This window comes from Pseudomonas sp. TH32 (assembly GCF_016650855.1).
Classification (GTDB): Bacteria; Pseudomonadota; Gammaproteobacteria; order Pseudomonadales; family Pseudomonadaceae; genus Aquipseudomonas.
This window is the reverse complement of sequence record NZ_JAEKFA010000002.1, coordinates 4,912,884-4,933,846: the sequence shown is the minus strand read 5'-3', so window position 1 is coordinate 4,933,846 and position 20,963 is coordinate 4,912,884. Positions and strand designations below refer to the sequence as shown.

The following is a 20,963-nucleotide window of genomic DNA, read 5'->3' as shown; positions in this document are numbered from 1 at the left end:
TGGATAACCTGTAGAGACCCGCGTCCAGCCCACGCGGGCCGTGGCTCTTCGCCGGTTGAGCAAAAAACGAGCAGTTTCAAGGGCTTGTGCACAAACGCCGGGGACCAGGCTGTGGATAACCTTTGGGTGAATGGCTGCAAGCCACGCCGGCTATGGCTTGCAGGGGTTTGTACGTTATTTGATCAGTTTTTCCGCACGGTCAGCCAGGCGTCGAGGCTGTAGACCACCAGGCCGGCCCAGATAAAGCAGAAAGCGATCAGCGTGGCGGGCGCCAGGTGTTCGTTGAACAGCAGCACGGCTTCCAGCAGCACCAGGGTGGGCGCCACGTATTGCAGGAAGCCCAAGGCGGTGTAGGGCAAATGCCGCGCGGCGGCGTTGAAACACACCAGCGGGATCAACGTCACCGGGCCTGCGGCTACCAGCCACCAAGCTTCCGAGGTGCTCCAGAACGCCATCTGCGCGCTGTGGGCGGACGGATTGAACAGCAGCCATGCGATGGCAATCGGCACCAGCATCCAGGTTTCCACCACCAGCCCGGGCAATGCCTTGACCGGCGCCTGCTTGCGGATCAACCCGTAGAAACCAAAGGTCGCGGCCAGCACCAGCGATACCCACGGCAGGCTGCCGACTTGCCACACCTGTTGCGCCACGCCGACCGCCGCCAGGCCCACGGCTACCCATTGCAGGCGGCGCAGGCGCTCGCCCAGGATCACCATGCCCAACAGCACGTTCACCAGCGGGTTGATGTAATAACCCAGGCTGGCCTCGAGCATGCGGCCGCTGTTCACCGACCATACATACGTCAGCCAGTTACCCGCGATCAAGGTGCCGCTCAGGGCCAGGATCGCCAGGCGCTTGGGGTTGTCCCGCAGTTCACGAAGCCAGCCCGGGTGTTTCCAGACCAGCAGCAGCAAACTGCCGAACAGCGCTGACCACAGCACGCGGTTAACGATGATTTCTGCGGCGGGAACGCTGGCGATGGCTTTGAAGTAGATCGGGAACAGGCCCCAGATGACGTAGGCGCTCAGGCCCAATATGTACCCGCGACGGGGGTTGGCGGCTTGCATGCAGAATCCTTGCTTAGGCAGCTAACAAAGCCGCGATTGTAAGGATATTTGTCAGGGGATGTGTGTTGAAAGTGTAGGGCCCAAGGCTTGGGCCCAGACGGTAAGGATCAGAACAGCTTCAGCGGTTCTTCATTGAGCGCCGACAACTGCTCGCGCAACGCCAACACCTGGTCGCCCCAGTAACGCTCGCTGCCAAACCACGGGAAACTGTGGGGGAACGCCGGGTCGTCCCAGCGGCGTGCAAGCCAGGCGCTGTAGTGCATCAGGCGCAGGGCGCGCAGCGGTTCGATCAGGGCCAGTTCGCGCGGGTCGAAGTCATGGAATTCCTGGTAACCGTCCATCAATTCCGAGAGTTGCCCCAGGCATTCCTGGCGGTCGCCGGCGAGCATCATCCACAGGTCTTGTACGGCGGGGCCCATGCGGCAATCGTCGAGGTCGACGATGTGGAACATCTCGTCGCGACACATCATGTTGCCGGGGTGGCAATCGCCGTGCATGCGGATGTTCTTGTGGGGCGTGGCCTTGTAGACCTCTTCCACACGCTTGAGCAGGTCGCGGGCCACGGACTCGTAGGCCGGCAGCAGGCTTTTGGGAATGAAATTTCCTTCCAGCAGGGTGTTCAGGGAATCGTGACCAAAATTCTTCACGCCCAGGGCTTCGCGGTGTTCGAAAGGGCGGGTGGAGCCGACCGCGTGCAGACGGCCGAGCAGCTGGCCGAGGCGATACAGTTGGTCGAGGTTGCCCGGCTCCGGCGCGCGGCCACCACGGCGCGGGAACAGGGTGAAGCGGAAACCGGCGTGTTCGAACAGGCTTTCGCCGTTGTGAATCATCGGCGCCACCACGGGCACTTCGCACTCGGCCAGCTCGAAGGTGAAGCTGTGTTCTTCGAGGATGGCTTCGTTGGTCCAGCGCTGGGGCCGGTAGAACTTGGCGATCAAGGGCTCGGAGTCTTCGATGCCGACCTGATAGACGCGGTTTTCGTAGCTGTTGAGCGCGAGGATGCGGGCGTCGCTGAGGAAACCGATGCTTTCGACAGCGTCGAGCACCAGGTCAGGGGTCAGTGTTTCAAACGGGTGTGCCATGCGAACTCCTGCGCGCAGCAGGGCGCCGCGTCCGGCCGGGTATGGTAACGCACCGGGGTCGAGATAGGTGGTGACTGTTAGTCCGCCATCGCGGGCAAGCCCGGCTCCCACAGGAGTACTCGGTCAACTGTGGGAGCCGGGCTTGCCCGCGATGGCGCCTTATCAGGCGCCGACGATCCCGCCATCATCCCGACGAATCGCCATCACCGAGGACCGTGGCTTGCCATTCGGCAGGTGTTCCGGCCAGGTCGAGCCACCGGTTTCCCCTGGATGCTGAATCCCCACAAACAGGGTTTTCTGGTCTGGCGAGAAGCTGATCCCGGTCACCTCACAGGCCACCGGCCCCACCATGAACCGACGAATTTCCCCGGTCGCAGGGTCAGCGCACAGCATCTGGTTATTGCCCATCCCGGCAAAGTCGCCACCGTTGCTGTAGTCGCCATCGGTGAGGATCCACAACCGCCCGGCCTTGTCGAAGCCCAGGCCGTCCGGGCTGTTGAACATGTTCTGCGGGTTGATGTTGGCCGAGCCGCCCTTTGGCGTCCCGGCATGCACGGTCGGGTTGCCAGCCACCACAAACAAGTCCCAACTGAAATCCGGCGCGCCATGGTCGGAGGCAGAGGCCTTCCAGCGCAGGATCTGCCCGTAGACGTTTTTCTCCCGCGGGTTCGGGCCGCCCACCGGCTGCCCGTCTTCGCCGCGCTTGGCGTTGTTGGTCAGGGTGCAATACACCTGGCCGTCGGTAGGGCTGACCACGATCCATTCCGGGCGGTCCATGCGGGTGGCTTTCACCACGCTGGCGGCCAGGCGTGCGTGGATCAGCACTTCGGCCTGGCTGGCAAAGCCGGTGTTGGCGTCGATGCCGTTCTTGCCGTAGGTCAGTTCGACCCATTGGCCCTGGCCCTTGGGATGGTCGGCATTGCCGTCGCCCGCATCGAAGATCGCCACGTACAAGGTGCCGTGGTCCAGCAGGTCCTTGTTGGCCTTGGGGTTCTTGTGGTTGATCTTGTCGCGGCTGATGAACTTGTAGATGAACTCGCCGCGCTCGTCGTCGCCCATGTACACCACGGCGCGGCCGTCGCGGGTTTCAGCCAGGGCGGCGTTTTCGTGCTTGAAGCGGCCCAGGGCGGTGCGTTTGACAGGGGTGGATTGCGGGTCGAACGGGTCGATTTCTACCACCCAGCCATGACGGTTGAGTTCGTTGGGGTTCTTGGCCATGTCGAAGCGCGAGTCGTGCTGATGCCAGTTGATGTCTTTGCTGGCGGCCACCACGCCGTAGCGTTTCTGCCCGGCGTCGAAGGTTTGTTGCGGGTTGCTGCTGCCGAAGCAGTCGGTGAAGTTTTCTTCGCAGGTGAGATAAGTGCCCCATGGGGTCTTGCCGTTGGCGCAATTCTGGAAAGTGCCGAGGACTTTTTTGCCGGTCTTGTCGGCGCTGGTTTTCAGCCAGGCATGGCCCGCGGCGGGGCCGCCGAAGCGGATCGGCGAGTTGCCGTGGATGCGCCGGTTGTAGCGCGAATCCTGGACGAACTGCCAGGTGTCACCTTTACGCCGTACTTCAATCACTGACACACCTTCGCTGGCCAGCGCCTTGCGCACGTCTTCGGCCGATTGTGGCGCGCCGCCGTGGGCGTAGAGGTAACGGTAGTTGGTGTATTCGTTGTTGATCGCCATCAGCGCGCGGTTGTTGTCCCCGGGGAAGGCGAACAGGCTCATGCCGTCGTTGTTGTCGCCGAACTGCTGTTCCTGGGCCTTGGCGGTGCCGTTGCCGCTGGGGTCGAAGGCTGGCGCATTCTTGTGCAGTGGCTGGCCCCAACTGATCAGCACCGAAGCGCTGTAGCCGGGCGGCAACGTGATGGTGTCGCTGGTGGCCGCGGCGATGCTGGCGAACCCCAGCAACGGGCTGTTCGACGCGGCGTTGACCGCCAGGGCACTGCGGGTCAGCAGGTTGCCGCCGAGGAACATCGCCGCACCGCAGAGGGCGCCGGCGCCGATAAAACGCCGGCGGGTGAGGCCGACCATCTGTTCCAGGTCGGTGGCTTGGTTTTCTTCTAATAGGCTCATTTCAGGCTCCCTGCGGGTTTTTGCAGCCACCTTAGGGAGCGGTCGTGACGAAATTGTTGCAGTTTGAAGCGTTACGCGGGGGTGCCCAGCAGCACATTGCTGGGGGAGAACTGCACCTTCACCTGCAGGCCTTCGGCGGCCTTGAGCTGTACGAGCGCGTCGGGCTGGGCCAGGGCGCATAAAACCTGGCCATTGGGCAGGGTGATACGGACCTCGCTGGGGCCATCATCGGCGTCGAGAATGGCCTCGATTTTTCCTTCCAGGCAATTGTGTCCAGGTGTTGCGGACTGCTCCGCGGCCAGCACTTCAAGCCAGCCGGCCTTGATCAGGGCGACGACTTCGGTGCCGGTCTCCAGTTCCAGGTGCAAGGTGCTGTCGTGGGTGATTTGCGCATCCAGGCTCAGGCCTGCGGCCAGTTCCAGGCGAATCAGGTCGTTGCGACCGTGGCTGTGAATCGCAATGACCTTGCCGTGCAACTGGTTGCGCGCGCTGGTGCGCAGCATCAGGCGGCCCAGCAGGTTGAAGTCGCTGGCGTCTTCGGCGGAATCCAGCACCTGGGCCTGCACCACCTGCAAGCGCTGGTAGAGGCGTAATACCCGTTCACCTTCAGCCGTCAGCCTGGCGCCGCCGCCGCCCTTGCCGCCGACGCTGCGCTCCACCAAGGGCTTTTGCGCCAGGTTGTTCAACTCGTCGATGGCGTCCCACGCGGCCTTGTAGCTCAAGCCCGCGCTCTTCGCCGCGCGGGTGATGGAGCCTTGCTCGGCAATGTGTTGCAGCAGGGCAATACGCTGGGGACGGCGGACGATATGTTGGCTCAGGAGGGTTGGCAGGGACATGGGCACACGCTTTGATGGAATGGGCAGACGTTGCGGGCAGGGCGCCTCGGAGTCAAGTCATGTGCCCGGCTTGGGCGTACGCGCCAGGCAATACACATCAACCTGCCGCGCGCCGGCGTCCATCAAGAGCCGGGCGAGGCTGTTGGCAGTGGCGCCGGTGGTGAGTACGTCGTCGATCAGCGCCAGGTGCCGGCCTTTGACCTGGGCATTGTCCGCCAAGGCAAAGGCCTGGAGCAGGTTGCGCTGGCGGGTCTTGGCGTCCAGGGCCTGTTGCGCCACGGTTTCATGAGGCCGTAACAGCAGGTGCTCATCGTAAGGGATGTTCAGGTCTTTGCTCAGCCAGCGTACGAGCATCGCCGCCTGGTTGTAACCCCGTTCGCGCAGGCGTCTGCGGGCCAAGGGTACGGGCAGCAGGCAGTCGGGGCGCGCGAGGCCGGCATCGTCATACCGGTGTTGCAGGAATTGCCCCAGCAGGTGCGCAAGCAAATGGCCCAGCGGCCAGCGCGCCTGATGCTTGAAGCGGCTGATCAGGCTGTCGACGGGAAAGCTGTAGGCCCAGGGTGCAACCACCTGTTTAAACGCCGGCGGTCGCTTCAGGCATTGGCCGCACACCAGGCCCGCCATGGGTAACGGCAGTGCGCACACGTCGCACTGATCCATCAGCCAGGGCAACTCGGTTTCGCAGACGTTGCAGATGGAATGGGCGGTTTCGCTGTGCTCATCGCAGACTAAACAGGTTTGGTTGCTTTTTAACCAGATGTAAACCTTGTGTTTGTTATCGAGTTGACAGTGCATGAATCTTCCTTAAATATGCCGAGCATCCGTGTCGTGCCTGTGGGTATTACTCCCCGCAGGGCTTGCCAAAGCATAATCAAGGAATCGCCCATGAGCGCCAGCATCACTGCCAACCTGCGTCACGATTGGTCTTTAGCCGAAGTCAAAGCGCTGTTTGTCCAGCCCTTCAATGACCTGTTGTTCCAGGCGCAGACCGTGCACCGCGCGCATTTCGACGCCAACCGCGTCCAGGTTTCCACGCTGCTGTCGATCAAGACCGGTGCCTGCCCGGAAGATTGCAAATATTGTCCGCAGTCGGGCCACTACAACACGGGCCTGGAAAAAGAAAAGCTGATGGAAGTGCAGAAGGTCCTCGAAGAGGCCGCCCGCGCCAAGGCCATCGGTTCGACCCGTTTCTGCATGGGCGCCGCCTGGAAGCATCCGTCGGCCAAAGACATGCCCTACGTGCTGGAAATGGTCAAAGGCGTGAAAGCCATGGGCCTGGAAACCTGCATGACCCTCGGGCGTCTCGACCAGGACCAGACCGAAGCCCTGGCCCAGGCCGGCCTCGACTACTACAACCACAACCTCGACACCTCGCCGGAGTTCTACGGCTCGATCATCACCACCCGCACCTACAGCGAGCGCCTGCAAACCCTGGCGTACGTGCGTGAATCGGGGATGAAGATCTGCTCGGGCGGCATCCTCGGCATGGGCGAGTCGCTGGACGACCGCGCCAACCTGCTGATCCAACTGGCCAACCTGCCGGAGCATCCGGAATCGGTGCCGATCAACATGTTGGTGAAAGTCGCCGGTACCCCGCTGGAAAATGCCGACGACATCGACCCGTTCGACTTCATCCGCATGCTCGCCGTGGCGCGCATCCTGATGCCGCAGTCCCATGTGCGGCTGTCGGCCGGGCGTGAAGCGATGAACGAGCAGATGCAGGCCCTGGCGTTTTTTGCCGGCGCCAACTCGATTTTCTACGGCGATAAACTCCTGACCACCGCCAACCCGCAGGCGGACAAGGACATGCAGCTGTTCTCGCGCCTGGGCATCCTGCCGGAAGCCCGTGAAGAGCATGCCGATGAAGTGCACCAGGCGGCGATCGAGCAGGCGCTGGTGGAGCAAAAGAGCAGCGAGCAGTTCTACAACGCGGCTGTTTAAGCCATTTCTCCTGCCGACGTGCGATCCAGTGTGGGAGCTGGCTTGCCTGCGATAGCGGTCTATCAGACGCATTGATGCTGAATGTGCCGCCGTCATCGCAGCCAAGCCAGCTCCCACAGGGTTGACCGCGTTCGGTTTGCTTAATCGAGGTCTCATGTCTTTCGATCTCGCCGCGCGTCTTGCGGCCCGTCGTGCCGAACACCTGTATCGTCAACGTCCACTGCTGCAGAGCCCGCAAGGCCCTGAAGTGGTGGTCGATGGCCAGCCGTTGCTGGCGTTCTGCAACAACGATTACCTCGGCCTGGCCAATCACCCGCACGTGGTTGAAGCCTGGCGTGCGGGCGCGGCGCGCTGGGGTGTGGGCGGTGGCGCTTCGCACCTGGTGATCGGCCACAGCACGCCGCACCATGAACTGGAAGAAGCCCTGGCCGACCTCACCGGTCGCCCGCGAGCACTGCTGTTCACCACCGGTTACATGGCCAACCTCGGCGCCGTCACGGCGTTGGTGGGGCAGGGCGATACGGTGCTCGAAGACCGCCTTAACCACGCCTCGTTGCTGGATGCCGGTTTGCTCTCCGGGGCGCGCTTCAATCGATACCTGCACAACGACGCCGAAAGCCTGGCCAAGCGTCTGGAGAAAGCCACCGGCAATACGCTGGTGGTGACCGACGGCGTGTTCAGCATGGACGGCGATGTGGCCGACCTGCCGGCGCTGGCCCGTGAAGCCCGGGCCAAGGGCGCATGGCTGATGATGGATGACGCCCATGGCTTCGGGCCTTTGGGCGCCAACGGTGGCGGGATCGTCGAGCATTTCGGCCTGAGCCAGGAGGACGTGCCGGTATTGGTGGGCACCTTGGGCAAGGCCTTTGGTACTGCTGGCGCGTTTGTGGCAGGCAGTGAGGAACTGGTCGAAAGCCTGATCCAGTTTGCCCGCCCGTATATCTACACCACCAGCCAACCGCCGGCGCTGGCCTGCGCCACGCTGAAAAGCCTGGAACTGCTGCGCACCGAGCATTGGCGGCGTGAGCATCTCAACGGGCTGATCCGCCAATTCCGCCTGGGCGCCGAGCAGATCGGCCTGGAGCTGATGGACAGTTTCACGCCGATCCAGCCGATCATGATTGGCGACAGCGCCCGTGCCGTGCGCTTGTCGCAGATGTTGCGCGAGCGTGGACTGATGGTGACTGCGATCCGGCCACCGACTGTGCCCGCTGGCAGCGCGCGACTGCGGGTGACCCTGACAGCGGCCCACAGTGAGGCGCAGGTGCAGCTATTGTTAAGCGCATTGGAAGAGTGTTTCCGCTTGTTAGGCCAGGAGCCCGACCATGCGTGATCGACTGATATTGCTGCCCGGCTGGGGCCTCGGCGTTTCGCCGTTGGAGCCGTTGGCGGCGGCGTTGCAGGGGCTGGATGAACACTTGCAGGTGCAGATCGAACCGTTGCCGGACGTGGAGTCGGACGACCTTCAAGAGTGGCTCGATGAGCTGGATTCGACCTTGCCCCAAGACGTCTGGCTGGGTGGTTGGTCCCTCGGCGGCATGCTTGCTGCCGAGTTGGCCGCCCGGCGCGGTGATCATTGTTGCGGTTTGCTCACCTTTGCCAGCAACGCAAGCTTCGTGGCCTGGTCCCGCTGGGACCATGGCATGCACGAAGAGGATTTTATTGCGTTTCTTAACGGTTGCCGCCTTGATCCGGTTGCGACGTTAAAACGCTTCAGTCTGCTTTGCGCCCGGGGTTCCAGCGATCCCCGATCACTTGCTCGGCTATTGCTGGCGGGTGCCCCTAAAACCTCCGCGCAGACCTTGCTCAGTGGTCTGGAGCTGTTGGGCCGATTGGACACCCGCCAGGCGTTGGTCGACTTTCAAGGGCCGCAGTTGCATCTGTTTGCCGGGCTGGACGGGCTGGTTCCGGCTGAAGTGGCCAGTGAGTTGTTCGCCTTGTTGCCCGATGTTGAAATCGGCCTGATTGAACAGGCCGGTCACGCTTTTCTACTGGAGGACCCCCACGGTGTAGCGGGGGCTATCCAGGCTTTTTTGCATGAGTGCGGTGATGACTGATTTATCCCATCCTGCGCTGCCGGGCGGCTTGCCAGACAAGCGCCAGGTAGCGGCCTCCTTTTCTCGCGCAGCGGCCAGTTACGACAGCGTTGCCGAATTGCAACGCGCGGTGGGCAGCGAGCTGCTGCGGCGTCTGCCGGAAGGTATTTCGCCGCAACGCTGGCTGGACCTGGGCTGCGGCACGGGTTATTTCAGTCGTGTGCTGGGCCAGTCATTTCCGGACAGCCAAGGCGTGGCCCTGGACATTGCCGAAGGCATGCTCAACCACGCCAGGCCCTTGGGCGGCGCGCAGCACTTTATCGCTGGCGATGCCGAGCGCTTGCCCTTGCAGGACGCCAGCTGCGGGCTGATCTACTCCAGTTTGGCGGTGCAGTGGTGCTCGGATTTTGCAGCAGTGCTCAGCGAAGCACATCGTGTGTTGCAGCCCGGCGGTGTGCTGGCGTTTGCCAGCCTGTGCGTGGGTACGCTGGATGAGTTGCGCGAAAGCTGGCGCGCGGCGGATGGCATGGTTCATGTGAACCGCTTCCGGCCGTTCAGTGCTTATGAGCAGTTGTGCGCGGCCAGTGGCTTGCGGGTGCGTAGCCTGGAGCAGCGTCCCCACGTGCTGCATTACCCCGACGTGCGCAGCCTGACCCACGAATTGAAAGCCTTGGGTGCGCACAATCTGAACCCGGGGCGCCCCGGAGGCTTGACGGGCCGGGCGCGGATTGTTGCACTGGTGCAAGCCTACGAGCAGTTCCGCCAGGCCCAAGGCCTGCCGGCGACCTATCAAGTGGTGTACGCCGTCCTGGAGAAACCTCTATGAGTGCCGCTTACTTCATCACGGGGACCGACACCGACGTCGGCAAGACCACCGTCGCCGCCGGCCTGCTACATGCCGCGCGGCAAGCCGGCAAGAGCACCGCGGCGGGCAAGCCGGTGGCCTCGGGCTGCCAGCTGACGCCCAAGGGCCTGCGCAATTCGGATGCCCTGGCGTTGCTGGCTGAGTGTTCGTTGCCCTTGACCTATGCCGAGGTCAACCCGGTGGCGTTCGAGCCGGCCATCGCACCGCATCTGGCGGCCCGCGAAGCCGGAGTGGCGCTGACGGTTCAATCGTTGTTGAAGCCCATGCAGCATATTCTCGCCAAGCAGGCCGACTTCACCCTGATTGAGGGCGCGGGCGGTTGGCGCGTGCCCTTGGCGGATCAGGACAACCTCTCGGACCTGGCCCAGGCATTGAAGCTGCCGGTGATTCTGGTGGTGGGCGTGCGGCTGGGTTGCATCAGCCATGCGTTGCTGACCGCCGAAGCGATCGCCCGGGACGGTCTGCCACTGGCAGGCTGGGTAGCGAATATCATCGACCCCAAGACCTCTCGTCTGGAAGAAAACCTCGCGACCCTGGCCGAGCGGCTGCCTGCGCCATGCCTGGGGAGGGTGCCGAAGCTCAAGCATCCCGGCCCTGAAGCGGTGGCCGAGTACTTGCAACTGGACCTGCTTGACTAGTTTTGCCTATGGCTAAGGCATTATGCCATTAGTGTTTTTAACGGGCGTTTTGCCAGTAGGTCTGCTTCAATAACGGTTCACGATTCTCTTACAGGCAGGTTCACGCCATGGAAATCTCTGGTAGCAGTGCGTTTTACTCGGGGCTGAGCGCGATTCAGACCGGGCAGAACCGTGTCGACCAGGCCGCCGGCAAGATCGCCAGCGCCGCCACTACCCAGCCTTCGGACGCACAAAATGATCGGCTGCGTTCGGTAGACGCCAATCAGGCAACCAATTCGGCCAGCAATATGGTCGAGATGGCCCAAGGCAAGTTCCAGGTCGAGTTGGGCGCCAAAGTCGCGAAGGCTTCCGACGAAATGCTCGGCACGTTGATCGACACTTACGCATAACCCCCTCTTATCGTGCGAGCTGGCTTCTCTGTGGGAGCTGGCTTGCCTGCGATAGCGTCACCTCGATCCTCCTGATACACCGCGGCGCCTGCATCGCAGGCAAGCCAGCTCCCACCTTGATCTTCACCGCTCAATAATCTTTTTTTACCCTGAATCGTCATGCGGCATTTCGCTGCAGGCCTCGCCGTGCCTGACGTTGACCCACGTCATGACAAACGGCATTTGCGCGACGCTTGACAAGGATTGGTCGTAAACGTATGTTTCAAACAACTGTTTGACCGCAATAACACATCCACGCGGTTGTTCATCCCAGATACATCAGCAGAGGTTTATCGCTATGCCTGACTACAAGGCCCCCTTGCGTGATATTCGCTTCGTTCGTGACGAACTGCTTGGCTATGAAGCGCACTATCAGAGCCTGCCGGCTTGCCAGGACGCCACCCCGGACATGGTTGACGCCATTCTGGAAGAAGGCGCCAAGTTCTGTGAGCAGGTACTGGCACCGCTGAACCGCGTGGGTGACATCGAAGGTTGCACCTGGAGCGAGTCAGGCGTTAAGACCCCTACCGGTTTCAAAGAAGCCTACAAACAATTCGTTGAAGGCGGCTGGCCGAGCCTGGCCCACGATGTGGCGCACGGTGGCCAAGGCCTGCCGGAGTCCCTGGGCCTGGCGGTCAGCGAGATGGTCGGTGAAGCCAACTGGTCGTGGGGCATGTACCCAGGCCTGTCCCATGGCGCGATGAACACCATTTCCGAGCACGGCACCCCCGAGCAGCAAGAGGCTTACCTGACCAAACTGGTGTCGGGCGAGTGGACCGGCACCATGTGCCTGACCGAACCGCACTGCGGCACCGACCTGGGCATGCTGCGCACCAAGGCCGAACCTCAGGCTGACGGTTCCTACAAGGTTTCCGGCACCAAGATCTTCATCTCGGCCGGTGAACACGACATGGCCGACAACATCGTCCACATCGTGCTGGCCCGCCTGCCGGATGCACCGGCCGGCACCAAAGGCATTTCGCTGTTCATCGTTCCCAAGTTCGTACCGAACGCAGACGGTTCGATCGGTGAGCGCAACGCGGTGTCCTGCGGTTCCCTGGAACACAAGATGGGCATCCACGGTAACGCCACTTGCGTGATGAACTTCGACGCGGCCACCGGTTTCCTGATCGGCCCGGCGAACAAAGGCCTGAACTGCATGTTCACCTTTATGAACACCGCTCGTTTGGGTACCGCGCTGCAAGGCTTGTCCCACGCTGAAATCGGCTTCCAGGGCGGCCTGAAATATGCCCGCGACCGCCTGCAAATGCGCTCCCTGACTGGCCCGAAAGCGCCGGACAAGGCAGCCGACCCGATCATCGTGCACCCTGACGTGCGCCGCATGCTGCTGACCATGAAAGCCTTCGCCGAAGGCAACCGCGCGATGGTGTACTTCACCGCCAAGCAGGTTGACGTGGTCAAGTACGGCACCGACGACGAAGCCAAGAAACAGGCTGACGCACTGCTGGCCTTCATGACCCCGATTGCCAAGGCGTTCATGACCGAAGTCGGTTTTGAAGCCGCCAACCATGGCGTGCAAATCTATGGCGGCCACGGCTTCATCGCCGAGTGGGGCATGGAGCAGAACGTTCGCGACAGCCGCATTTCGATGCTGTACGAAGGCACCACCGGCATCCAGGCCCTGGACCTGCTGGGCCGTAAAGTGCTGATGACCCAAGGCGAAGCGCTGAAGGGCTTCACCAAGATCGTGCACAAGTTCTGCCAGGCTAACGAAGGCAACGAAGCCGTACAGGAATTCGTTGCGCCGCTGGCGGCACTGAACAAAGAGTGGGGCGAGTTGACCATGAAGGTCGGTATGGCCGCCATGAAAGACCGCGAAGAAGTCGGTGCCGCCTCGGTGGATTACCTGATGTACTCCGGCTACGCGTGCCTGGCTTACTTCTGGGCCGACATGGCCCGCCTGGCTGCCGAGAAACTGGCTGCCGGCACCACCGAAGAAGGCTTCTACACCGCCAAACTGCAGACCGCGCGCTTCTACTTCCAGCGCATCCTGCCGCGTACCCGCACCCACGTAGCAACCATGCTGTCGGGCGCCAACAACCTGATGGACATGAAAGAAGAGAACTTCGACCTGGGCTACTAAGCCTCGGCGGGTTCATTTCAAAAAGCCGCCGCTCCTTCGGGAGCGGCGGTTTTTTTTGCGCGATAAAAAACCACAGCGCAGGACTCAGGGATTGCGCCGTGCGGCCGTTAAAGTGATGGCAATGTGATACGCATCACATCGAATGTGCTTAACTGTGATCAGTGAAGGCAATGTGCCATCTTTTTTAGTGGGTCGGAGCTTTACCCTTGTCGCGCGCGTCCGCTGTACGTTTCAGTCATTTTTTACCTTCACTGCTATTACTGCTGGCGGGGCTCTCGGCTGCGTACGTGAAGGATCTCAATGTGTTCTTCACTTCACTGTTCAACGTGCTGCCGACCCTGGTGTTGCTGCTGGGCGGCTCGTACTGCGCGGTCTACCGTCGCCAGCGCGAGCTGTTCCTGATGATCACGGTGTACGTCATCTATTTCCTGCTGGACACCCAGACCGATTACTACCGTGACAATGGCCGGGTCCGGGAAGACGCGGCGGTGGTCTTCCATCTGTGCTGCCTGTTGCTGCCGCTGCTGTTCGGCATCTATGCGGTCTGGCAGGAAAAAACCCACCTGTTTCGCGACTTCGTCGCACGTTGCGCGGTGTTGTTTGCGGTTGGCAGCGTGGCGCTGGCCCTTGAACAGAGTTTCCCCCACGCCTTGCTGAACTGGCTGGCCGAGATTCGCTGGCCCGCCTTGCATGGCCGCTGGATGAGCCTGATCCAGTTGTCCTACCCGATGTTCCTGATTGGTTTTGTCACCCTGGCCGCGCAGTACTGGTACCAGCCAAGGCCGCTGCACGCCGCGCAACTGGTGGGCTTGATCGGGTTGTTCTGGATGTTGCCGCAGACCTTCATCCTGCCGTTCACGCTGAATATCATGTGCAGCCAGGTGATGCTGATGATTGCCGCCGGGGTGGCGCACGAGGCGTATCAAATGGCCTTCCGTGACGAGCTGACCGGGCTGCCGGGGCGCCGCGCACTCAATGAGCGTATGCAGCGCCTGGGGCGCAACTATGTGCTGGCCATGGGCGACGTCGATCACTTCAAACGCTTCAACGACACCCATGGCCACGACGTGGGTGACCAGGTATTGCGCCTGGTGGCCAGCAAGCTGTCGAAGGTCAACGGCGGCGGCCGCGCCTACCGGTATGGCGGTGAAGAGTTTGCGGTGGTGTTCGCCGGCAAGACCCTCGATGAATGCCTGCCGCACCTGGAAGAGATTCGCGAAATCATCGCCAACTACGACATCAAGCTGCGTAACCCGGACCGTCCCCACGACGACCAACAGGGTCGCCAGCGTCGTGCTGGCAGTGGCGCTTCCAGCGTGTCGGTGACCGTCAGCATCGGCGTGGCCGAGCGCCAGGCTGAGCAGCGTACGCCCGAACAAGTGCTCAAATCCGCCGACCAGGCGCTGTACAGCGCCAAGGGCGCCGGGCGTAATTGCGTGGTGGCCGCAGGGCAAAGCCGCCGGGGCGCGGTGCGCATGGGCGGCGCTGCCGGTTGAGTGATGGTGCTGTATTCAGCGGCCCTACAGTGATTGTCCGGCAGGCCGTGCGGCAGTAGGTTGAAGGTATCTGCTGCCGGAGACATTGCCATGCCTGACTATAAAGCTCCCCTGCGCGACATGCGCTTTCTGATCGATCACGTCTTTGATTTCCACGGCCACTATGCGGCGCTCGGGGCGAACGATGCCAGCCCGGACATGGTGGGCGCGATCCTCGAAGAAGGCGCGAAATTCTGCGAAAACGTGCTGTCGCCGTTGAACCGCTCCGGCGATGAAGAAGGCTGCCATTTCGACAACGGTGTGGTGACCACGCCGAAAGGCTTCAAGGAAGCCTTCGCCCAGTACGTGGAAGGCGGCTGGCACGGTTTGGCGGCAGACCCGGCCTACGGCGGCCAAGGCTTGCCGATGTCCCTCGGGCTGGTGCTTGCCGAGATGATCGCCTCCAGCAACACCTCCTGGGGCATGTACCCCGGCCTGACTCACGGTGCGATGTCGGCGATCCACGCCCACGGTACCGACGAACAGAAAAACACGTACCTGAGCAAACTCACCGCAGGCCAGTGGACCGGCACCATGTGTCTGACCGAAGCCCATTGCGGCACCGACCTGGGGCTGATCAAGACCCGCGCCGTGCCTCAGGCAGACGGCAGCTACGCGGTCACCGGCAGCAAGATTTTCATCTCGGCCGGCGAGCACGACATGAGTGAAAACATCATCCACCTGGTGTTGGCCAAGCTGCCGGACGCACCGGCCGGGACCAAGGGTATCTCGCTGTTTATCGTGCCCAAGTTCCACGCCGATTCGGGTGAGCGCAACGGTGTGAGCTGTGGCTCCATCGAGCACAAGATGGGCATCAAGGCTTCGGCCACCTGCGTGCTGAACTTCGATGGCGCCCGGGGGTTCCTGATTGGTGAGGCGAACAAGGGCCTCAACTGCATGTTCACCATGATGAACCATGCACGCCTGGGTACCGGGATGCAGGGCCTTTGCCTGGGTGAAGCCAGCTTCCAGGGCGCGATCAAGTACGCCAACGATCGCTTGCAGATGCGCTCGCTGACTGGCGCCAAGGCCCCGGAAAAAGCCGCCGACCCGATCATCGTCCACCCGGATGTGCGGCGCATGTTGCTTACAATGAAAGCCTTCAACGAAGGCAACCGGGCGTTGACCTATTTCACCGCACAGTTGCTCGATACCGCGCACCTGAGTGCTGACGAGGGCCAGCGCCAGGAGGCTGAAGACTTGTTGGCGTTTCTCACGCCGATCTGCAAGGCCTTCATGACCGAAACCGGGCTGGAGGTGACCAACCACGGCATGCAAGTGTTCGGCGGCCATGGCTTTATTCGTGAATGGGGCATGGAGCAGTTGGTTCGCGATTGCCGGATTGCGCCGATCTATGAAGGCACCAACGGTATCCAGGCGTTGGATTTGCTCGGGCGCAAGGTGCTCGGCAGCCAGGGCAAGCTGCTGCGGGGCTTTACCAAAGTCGTCCACAAGTTCTGTGCAGCCAATGCGGAGCATCCGCAACTCAAGGCCCATGTGGCGCAGCTCAACCAGTTGAATCAGCAGTGGGGCGAGCTGACGGTCAAGGTGGGCATGGCGGCGATGAAAAACCCCGATGAAGTCGGCGCCGCCGCTCTGGATTACTTGATGTACAGCGGCTACATCATTCTCGCCTACCTGTGGCTGCGCATGGCACTGGTGGCACAAGAGCAGTTGGACAGCAGCAGCGGTGATGCCGATTACCATCGGGGCAAACTGGCCACGTGCGAGTTCTACTTCAAGCGCCTGTTGCCACGCACGGCAGCCCATCGGGCGGCGGTGGAGGCGGGCAGTGAGTGCCTGATGAGTCTGCCGGCGGAGCTGTTTGCACTTTAGTGACCGTAAAATACTTGTTGGTCACAAGCAGACCCTATGTGTCACAAAAGTTGTTCGGTTACACTCGGGGTCTGTAAAACTGACACCACCCGAATCACTTTTAAGTTCTCACGAGGTTTGCCATGGCTGACTACAAAGCGCCGCTGCGCGATATGCGCTTCGTCCTCAACGAAGTTTTCGAGGTCGCCAAACTCTGGGCCCAACTGCCCGCGCTGGCAGAGACCGTCGACGCCGAGACCGTTGAGGCAATCCTCGAAGAAGCCGGCAAAGTCACCTCCAAGACCGTCGCCCCGCTCAGCCGCGGCGGCGACGAAGAAGGCTGCCGCTGGGAGAATGGCGCGGTCTTCACCCCGGCCGGCTTCAAGGACGCCTACACAACCTACGCCGAAGGCGGTTGGGTGGGCGTGGGCGGCGACCCAACCTACGGTGGCATGGGCATGCCCAAGGCGGTGTCGGCCCAGGTTGAAGAGATGATCAACTCCTCAGGCCTGGCCTTCGGCCTGTACCCGATGCTGACCTCCGGCGCCTGCGTGTCGATCAACACCCACGCCAGCGAAGAACTCAAAGCCACTTACCTGCCGAATATGTACTCCGGCGTGTGGGCCGGTTCCATGTGCCTGACCGAGCCGCATGCGGGCACTGACCTGGGGATTATCCGGACCAAGGCCGAGCCTCAGGCCGACGGTTCCTACAAGGTCAGCGGGACCAAGATCTTCATCACCGGTGGCGAGCACGACCTCACCGACAACATCATCCACCTGGTGCTGGCCAAGCTGCCGGACGCCCCGGCGGGCCCCAAGGGCATCTCGCTGTTCCTGGTGCCCAAGTTCATGGTGAATGCCGATGGCAGCCTGGGCGCGAGCAACCCGGTGACCTGTGGCTCCATCGAACACAAGATGGGCATCCAGGCGTCCGCGACCTGCGTGATGAACTTCGACGAAGCCGTGGGCTACCTGGTGGGCGAACCCAACCGTGGCCTGGCGGCGATGTTCACCATGATGAACTATGAGCGTCTGGGCGTTGGCATTCAGGGCCTGGCCTCCGGCGAGCGCTCTTATCAGAACGCTATCGAATATGCCCGCGACCGCCTGCAAAGCCGTTCGCCAACCGGTCCGAAGGCCAAGGACAAGGTCGCCGACCCGATCATCGTCCACCCGGACGTACGTCGCATGCTGCTGACCATGAAAGCCTCGAACGAAGGTGGCCGCGCATTCTCCACCTACGTCGCGATGCAGTTGGATACCGCCAAGTTCAGCGAAGACGCCACCGCCCGCAAACGTGCGGACGACCTGGTGGCCTTGCTGACCCCGGTGGCGAAGGCGTTCCTGACCGACCTGGGCCTGGAAACCACCGTGCACGGCCAGCAGATTTTCGGCGGCCACGGCTACATTCGCGAATGGGGCCAGGAGCAACTGGTACGCGATGTGCGCATCACCCAGATCTACGAAGGCACCAACGGCATTCAGGCCCTGGACCTGGTCGGGCGCAAGGTCGTCGGCAGCGGCGGGGCGTTCTACAAGTTGTTCGCCGACGAGATTCGCCATTTCACCGGCACGGCCGGTGCCGAACTGGCCGAGTTCACCAAACCGCTGAACGCGGCGGTGGATGACCTGGACGAACTGACCGCCTGGTTGCTGGATCGCGCCAAGTCAAACCCGAATGAAATCGGTGCGGCGTCGGTGGAGTACCTGCACGCCTTCGGCTACATGGCGTACGCCTACATGTGGGCGCTGATGGCCAAGGCGGCCTTGGGCAAAGAAGCTCAGGAAGACTTCTACGCCAGCAAACTGGGCACCGCGCGTTTCTACTTTGCCCGCTTGCTGCCGCGGATCGCGTCCCTCAGTGCTTCGGTAAAAGCCGGTAGCGAATCGCTGTTTTTGCTGGATGAAGCCCAGTTCTAAGGGCTTGGAGGGCGTGTAAGCATTCTCTTACATGACGTGCTGCTATTCGTCCTCTATCGCCATATTGGATCCACGGATAATCTACTTCACATGGACGTCGCGCAGGAAGCGCAAAGCAACAACACGGACACGTAGGATTCTGCCAGGAAGGCGGAGTGAAATGGATGTCAGGGAAACAGTCTGCAAAGCCCCGCTTCGGCGGGGTTTTCTTTTGCCTGCGAAAAAGTCAGACAGGCGCGTTCATCACGTCTTCCAGCAGCGTGCGCAACAACTCCAGCGTCGCCTGCTGACGCTGCACATCCCGGCACACCAACCCGACTTTCAACGGCACCCGTGGTTCGCTCAACGGTTTCCACAGCAACCCCTTGCTGTTGTGTTCGTCCTGGGAGCGTCCGGGCAGCACTGTCGCCAGCTTGGTGTGGGGCAGGCTGTCGAGAATCCCCACCATCGTATTCAGCTCTGCCTGCACTTGCGGGCGTCGGCCCAGGTTGGCCAGTTGGCCTTGCCATATCTGCCGCACCTGAAACTCTTCCCCGAGCAGTAACATCGGCAACTCGGCGGCCTGCTTCAAGGAGACTTTCTTGAATTCCCGCAGCGGGTGGTCGGACGGGATGACCACTTTCAGTTCATCTTCATACAACAGCACGCCGTGCAGCCCCGGCTGGCGCGGCGGCAGGTAGCTGATGCCGATATCCAGCGAGCCATTGAGCAGCCGGCGTTCGATTTCCATACCGGTCAATTCGTAGATCTGCACCACCAGGTGCGGCTGCGCCTTGCGCACCCGTTCGAGCATCTGCGGCACCAGGCTGGTGTGCACGGTTTGCAGCACGCCGATCGCCAGGGTGCGCAATGCCTGGCCCTTGAAGTTGCGCAGCGCCTCGACGGCATGCTGCATGCCGTCGAGCAGGGGCAGGGCATGGTTGTACAACGTGTGGGCGGCGAGGGTCGGCAGCAAGCGTTTGCTGCTGCGTTCGAACAGGCTCACATCGAGGTTCTGTTCGAGCTGGCGAATCTGCTGCGACAAAGCCGGCTGGGAGATCGACAGGCGCTCTGCAGCCCGCCCCACGTGGCCTTCTTCATACACCGCGACGAAATAACGCAGTTGCTTGAAATCCATAAGTAACGCTTATCGAAAAAGCTGGAAAATCGAAATGGCCGAGTGCCCCCGAGACGCCTAGTCTAGCGCCTATTCACAGGGCTTACAGGGCCGGAAAGCGCGATGAGTAGTGTTTATGTTGACGGTGTTTGCATAGGCAGGGCAAAAACCTCCACCATGGGTTGATCGGTAATACCGACCAAGGTGCGATTGCCAGCGGGGTTCATCCATGAACCTGTTCAACCTGCGTCGCCCGGTCCCCAGTCTGGATGATCTGATTCTCGACGCGAAAACCCCGACACTGCGCGACGACCTTTCCAGCGACTGCCTGATGCCCAGCGTAGTCCGGCCGCCCCACGTGTTCGTGCGCGGCCAGGGCTCCTGGCTGTGGGACAGCGAAGACCGTGCCTACCTCGACTTCAATCAGGGCGGCGGCGCCAACAGCCTGGGTCACAGCCCGCAAGTATTGACCAAGGCGTTGGCCGATCAGGCCCAGTCGCTGATTAATCCTGGTAACGGCCTGCACAACCGCGCTCAACTGAACCTCGCCGACCGCCTGTGCCATCGTACCGGCAGCGACCAGGCCTACCTGCTCAACAGCGGTGCCGAAGCCTGCGAAGCGGCGATCAAGCTGGCGCGCAAATGGGGTCAGCTCCATCGCGGCGGCGCCTATCGCATCATCACCGCCAGCAACGGTTGCCATGGCCGCAGTTTTGCCGCGATGTCGGCCTCGGCGGCCGCCAGTGAAAACCGCTTCGAGCCGCAGTTGCCGGGCTTCAGTCACGTGCCGTTCAACGACCTGCCGGCGCTGCATGCAGCGGTCGACGCGCAAACCGTGGCAATCATGCTGGAACCGATCCAGAACGATGCCGGCGTGATTCCCGCGACCGAGCATTACCTCAAGGGCGTCGAGCGCCTGTGCCGCGAACTGGGGATACTGCTGATCCTCGATGAAGTGCAAACCGGCACCGGCCGTTGCGGCACCTTACTCGCCGAACAGCACTATGGCGTCCGCGCCGACATCATCACCCTGGGCAAAGGCCTGGGTGGCGGTGTGCCATTGGCGGCGTTGCTGGCGCGGGGCAAGGCGTGTTGTTTTGAACTCGGTGAGCTGGAAGGCACCCACCACGGCAACGCGCTGATGGCATCTGCTGGCGTGGCGGTGCTCGATACGGTGCTGAACCACGGATTTCTTGAGCACCTATGCGACGTTGGTGCCTACCTGGGCGAAGGGCTGGCACGCCTGGCGCATCGTTATGGCCAGGGCGAATTGCGCGGCCAGGGCCTGCTATGGGGACTGACCCTGTCGGAAGAATCGGCAGATGCAGTGGTAAAGGCAGCGCTGAGTGAAGGTCTGATCCTGGGCGCGCCGCAACCCGACTGCCTGCGCTTCACCCCGGCGCTCACGTTGAGCAAAAGCAACGTCGACGAAATGCTCCTGCGCCTGGCCCGGGCCTTTTCCCGAGTGCGCACCGCGCAGCTGCAATGCCGCAAGGGCATTGCCGTTTAACCCCTTATTTCCTGAACCGTCTCGCGG

The 20,963-nt window shown here is 61.9% G+C and carries 17 protein-coding genes; 11 read left to right on the top strand and 6 right to left on the bottom strand.

Annotated elements, in window-relative coordinates:
* Positions 1 to 182: 182 nt before the first annotated feature.
* The 5 genes from rarD to JFV30_RS26330 form a co-directional block, all read right to left on the bottom strand.
* Positions 183 to 1,067 carry an EamA family transporter RarD gene (gene rarD, locus JFV30_RS26350; RefSeq protein WP_010167440.1) on the bottom strand — a complete coding sequence of 295 codons (885 nt, stop codon included), beginning with the start codon at positions 1,065 to 1,067 and terminating at the stop codon, positions 183 to 185.
* Between the two features lie 107 nt (positions 1,068 to 1,174).
* Positions 1,175 to 2,149 (bottom strand): serine/threonine protein kinase, encoded by a 975-nt coding sequence (locus tag JFV30_RS26345; protein ID WP_177043214.1) that lies wholly within the window; start codon positions 2,147 to 2,149, stop codon positions 1,175 to 1,177.
* A 162-nt stretch (positions 2,150 to 2,311) separates the two neighbouring features.
* Entirely contained in the window at positions 2,312 to 4,210 is a 1,899-nt protein-coding gene (locus tag JFV30_RS26340; protein ID WP_201125534.1) for a PhoX family protein, read from the bottom strand.
* 71 nt (positions 4,211 to 4,281) lie between these two features.
* Positions 4,282 to 5,046, bottom strand: coding sequence for a TOBE domain-containing protein (locus tag JFV30_RS26335; protein ID WP_201125533.1), 765 nt, complete (start codon positions 5,044 to 5,046; stop codon positions 4,282 to 4,284).
* A 57-nt stretch (positions 5,047 to 5,103) separates the two neighbouring features.
* Complete coding sequence (locus tag JFV30_RS26330) at positions 5,104 to 5,841, bottom strand: ComF family protein (RefSeq protein WP_201125532.1); 738 nt, start codon at positions 5,839 to 5,841, stop codon at positions 5,104 to 5,106.
* A gap of 90 nt (positions 5,842 to 5,931) precedes the next feature.
* Between JFV30_RS26330 and bioB the strand changes: the two genes are divergently transcribed.
* The 10 genes from bioB (at position 5,932) to JFV30_RS26280 (ending at position 18,330) form a co-directional block, all read left to right on the top strand.
* A complete protein-coding gene (gene bioB, locus JFV30_RS26325; RefSeq protein ID WP_010167432.1) occupies positions 5,932 to 6,987 on the top strand; it encodes a biotin synthase BioB in 1,056 nt (351 codons plus the stop codon).
* Positions 6,988 to 7,141: 154 nt separating this feature from the next.
* On the top strand, positions 7,142 to 8,320 hold the full coding sequence (bioF, locus tag JFV30_RS26320; RefSeq protein ID WP_201125531.1) for an 8-amino-7-oxononanoate synthase: 1,179 nt from the start codon (positions 7,142 to 7,144) through the stop codon (positions 8,318 to 8,320).
* Positions 8,313 to 9,044: an alpha/beta fold hydrolase gene (locus JFV30_RS26315; protein ID WP_003211068.1), complete on the top strand. Its 732-nt coding sequence runs from the start codon at positions 8,313 to 8,315 to the stop codon at positions 9,042 to 9,044. The genes bioF and JFV30_RS26315 overlap by 8 nt, the downstream gene beginning before the upstream one ends.
* A complete protein-coding gene (bioC, locus tag JFV30_RS26310) occupies positions 9,037 to 9,849 on the top strand; it encodes a malonyl-ACP O-methyltransferase BioC (protein WP_201125530.1) in 813 nt (270 codons plus the stop codon). Before JFV30_RS26315 ends, bioC begins: the two co-directional genes overlap by 8 nt.
* Positions 9,846 to 10,526, top strand: a complete 681-nt coding sequence (bioD, locus tag JFV30_RS26305; protein ID WP_201125529.1) for a dethiobiotin synthase — start codon at positions 9,846 to 9,848, stop codon at positions 10,524 to 10,526. Before bioC ends, bioD begins: the two co-directional genes overlap by 4 nt.
* Before the next feature lie 107 nt (positions 10,527 to 10,633).
* Positions 10,634 to 10,915, top strand: a complete 282-nt coding sequence (locus tag JFV30_RS26300; protein ID WP_169386981.1) for a pyrroloquinoline quinone biosynthesis protein PqqE — start codon at positions 10,634 to 10,636, stop codon at positions 10,913 to 10,915.
* A gap of 337 nt (positions 10,916 to 11,252) precedes the next feature.
* Positions 11,253 to 13,058 (top strand): phenylacyl-CoA dehydrogenase, encoded by a 1,806-nt coding sequence (locus tag JFV30_RS26295; protein ID WP_008434376.1) that lies wholly within the window; start codon positions 11,253 to 11,255, stop codon positions 13,056 to 13,058.
* A 206-nt stretch (positions 13,059 to 13,264) separates the two neighbouring features.
* Positions 13,265 to 14,554, top strand: a complete 1,290-nt coding sequence (locus JFV30_RS26290) for a GGDEF domain-containing protein (protein WP_201125528.1) — start codon at positions 13,265 to 13,267, stop codon at positions 14,552 to 14,554.
* A gap of 90 nt (positions 14,555 to 14,644) precedes the next feature.
* Positions 14,645 to 16,429, top strand: a complete 1,785-nt coding sequence (locus JFV30_RS26285; protein WP_010167423.1) for an acyl-CoA dehydrogenase C-terminal domain-containing protein — start codon at positions 14,645 to 14,647, stop codon at positions 16,427 to 16,429.
* 122 nt (positions 16,430 to 16,551) lie between these two features.
* Positions 16,552 to 18,330: an acyl-CoA dehydrogenase C-terminal domain-containing protein gene (locus JFV30_RS26280; RefSeq protein ID WP_201125527.1), complete on the top strand. Its 1,779-nt coding sequence runs from the start codon at positions 16,552 to 16,554 to the stop codon at positions 18,328 to 18,330.
* A gap of 226 nt (positions 18,331 to 18,556) precedes the next feature.
* Here JFV30_RS26280 and JFV30_RS26275 read toward each other — a convergent pair whose 3' ends face one another.
* The gene (locus tag JFV30_RS26275) at positions 18,557 to 19,447 is read right to left on the bottom strand and encodes a LysR family transcriptional regulator (protein ID WP_010167419.1); all 891 of its coding nucleotides are present in this window, start codon (positions 19,445 to 19,447) and stop codon (positions 18,557 to 18,559) included.
* A 208-nt stretch (positions 19,448 to 19,655) separates the two neighbouring features.
* Between JFV30_RS26275 and JFV30_RS26270 the strand changes: the two genes are divergently transcribed.
* Positions 19,656 to 20,936 carry an aspartate aminotransferase family protein gene (locus JFV30_RS26270; RefSeq protein ID WP_201125526.1) on the top strand — a complete coding sequence of 427 codons (1,281 nt, stop codon included), beginning with the start codon at positions 19,656 to 19,658 and terminating at the stop codon, positions 20,934 to 20,936.
* The last annotated feature ends 27 nt before the right edge of the window (positions 20,937 to 20,963 follow it).

What these genes read in the sequence shown, in the direction of transcription:
- JFV30_RS26285 (WP_010167423.1), top strand. Translation starts at nt 14,645, where the DNA reads ATGCCTGACTATAAAGCTCCCCTGCGCGACATGCGCTTTCTGATCGAT.
- JFV30_RS26340 (WP_201125534.1), bottom strand. Translation starts at nt 4,210, where the DNA reads ATGAGCCTATTAGAAGAAAACCAAGCCACCGACCTGGAACAGATGGTC.
- JFV30_RS26295 (WP_008434376.1), top strand. Translation starts at nt 11,253, where the DNA reads ATGCCTGACTACAAGGCCCCCTTGCGTGATATTCGCTTCGTTCGTGAC.
- bioD (WP_201125529.1), top strand. Translation starts at nt 9,846, where the DNA reads ATGAGTGCCGCTTACTTCATCACGGGGACCGACACCGACGTCGGCAAG.
- JFV30_RS26300 (WP_169386981.1), top strand. Translation starts at nt 10,634, where the DNA reads ATGGAAATCTCTGGTAGCAGTGCGTTTTACTCGGGGCTGAGCGCGATT.
- JFV30_RS26345 (WP_177043214.1), bottom strand. Translation starts at nt 2,149, where the DNA reads ATGGCACACCCGTTTGAAACACTGACCCCTGACCTGGTGCTCGACGCT.
- JFV30_RS26330 (WP_201125532.1), bottom strand. Translation starts at nt 5,841, where the DNA reads ATGCACTGTCAACTCGATAACAAACACAAGGTTTACATCTGGTTAAAA.
- JFV30_RS26270 (WP_201125526.1), top strand. Translation starts at nt 19,656, where the DNA reads ATGAACCTGTTCAACCTGCGTCGCCCGGTCCCCAGTCTGGATGATCTG.
- JFV30_RS26280 (WP_201125527.1), top strand. Translation starts at nt 16,552, where the DNA reads ATGGCTGACTACAAAGCGCCGCTGCGCGATATGCGCTTCGTCCTCAAC.
- JFV30_RS26335 (WP_201125533.1), bottom strand. Translation starts at nt 5,046, where the DNA reads ATGTCCCTGCCAACCCTCCTGAGCCAACATATCGTCCGCCGTCCCCAG.
- bioC (WP_201125530.1), top strand. Translation starts at nt 9,037, where the DNA reads ATGACTGATTTATCCCATCCTGCGCTGCCGGGCGGCTTGCCAGACAAG.
- bioF (WP_201125531.1), top strand. Translation starts at nt 7,142, where the DNA reads ATGTCTTTCGATCTCGCCGCGCGTCTTGCGGCCCGTCGTGCCGAACAC.
- rarD (WP_010167440.1), bottom strand. Translation starts at nt 1,067, where the DNA reads ATGCAAGCCGCCAACCCCCGTCGCGGGTACATATTGGGCCTGAGCGCC.
- JFV30_RS26315 (WP_003211068.1), top strand. Translation starts at nt 8,313, where the DNA reads ATGCGTGATCGACTGATATTGCTGCCCGGCTGGGGCCTCGGCGTTTCG.
- bioB (WP_010167432.1), top strand. Translation starts at nt 5,932, where the DNA reads ATGAGCGCCAGCATCACTGCCAACCTGCGTCACGATTGGTCTTTAGCC.
- JFV30_RS26275 (WP_010167419.1), bottom strand. Translation starts at nt 19,447, where the DNA reads ATGGATTTCAAGCAACTGCGTTATTTCGTCGCGGTGTATGAAGAAGGC.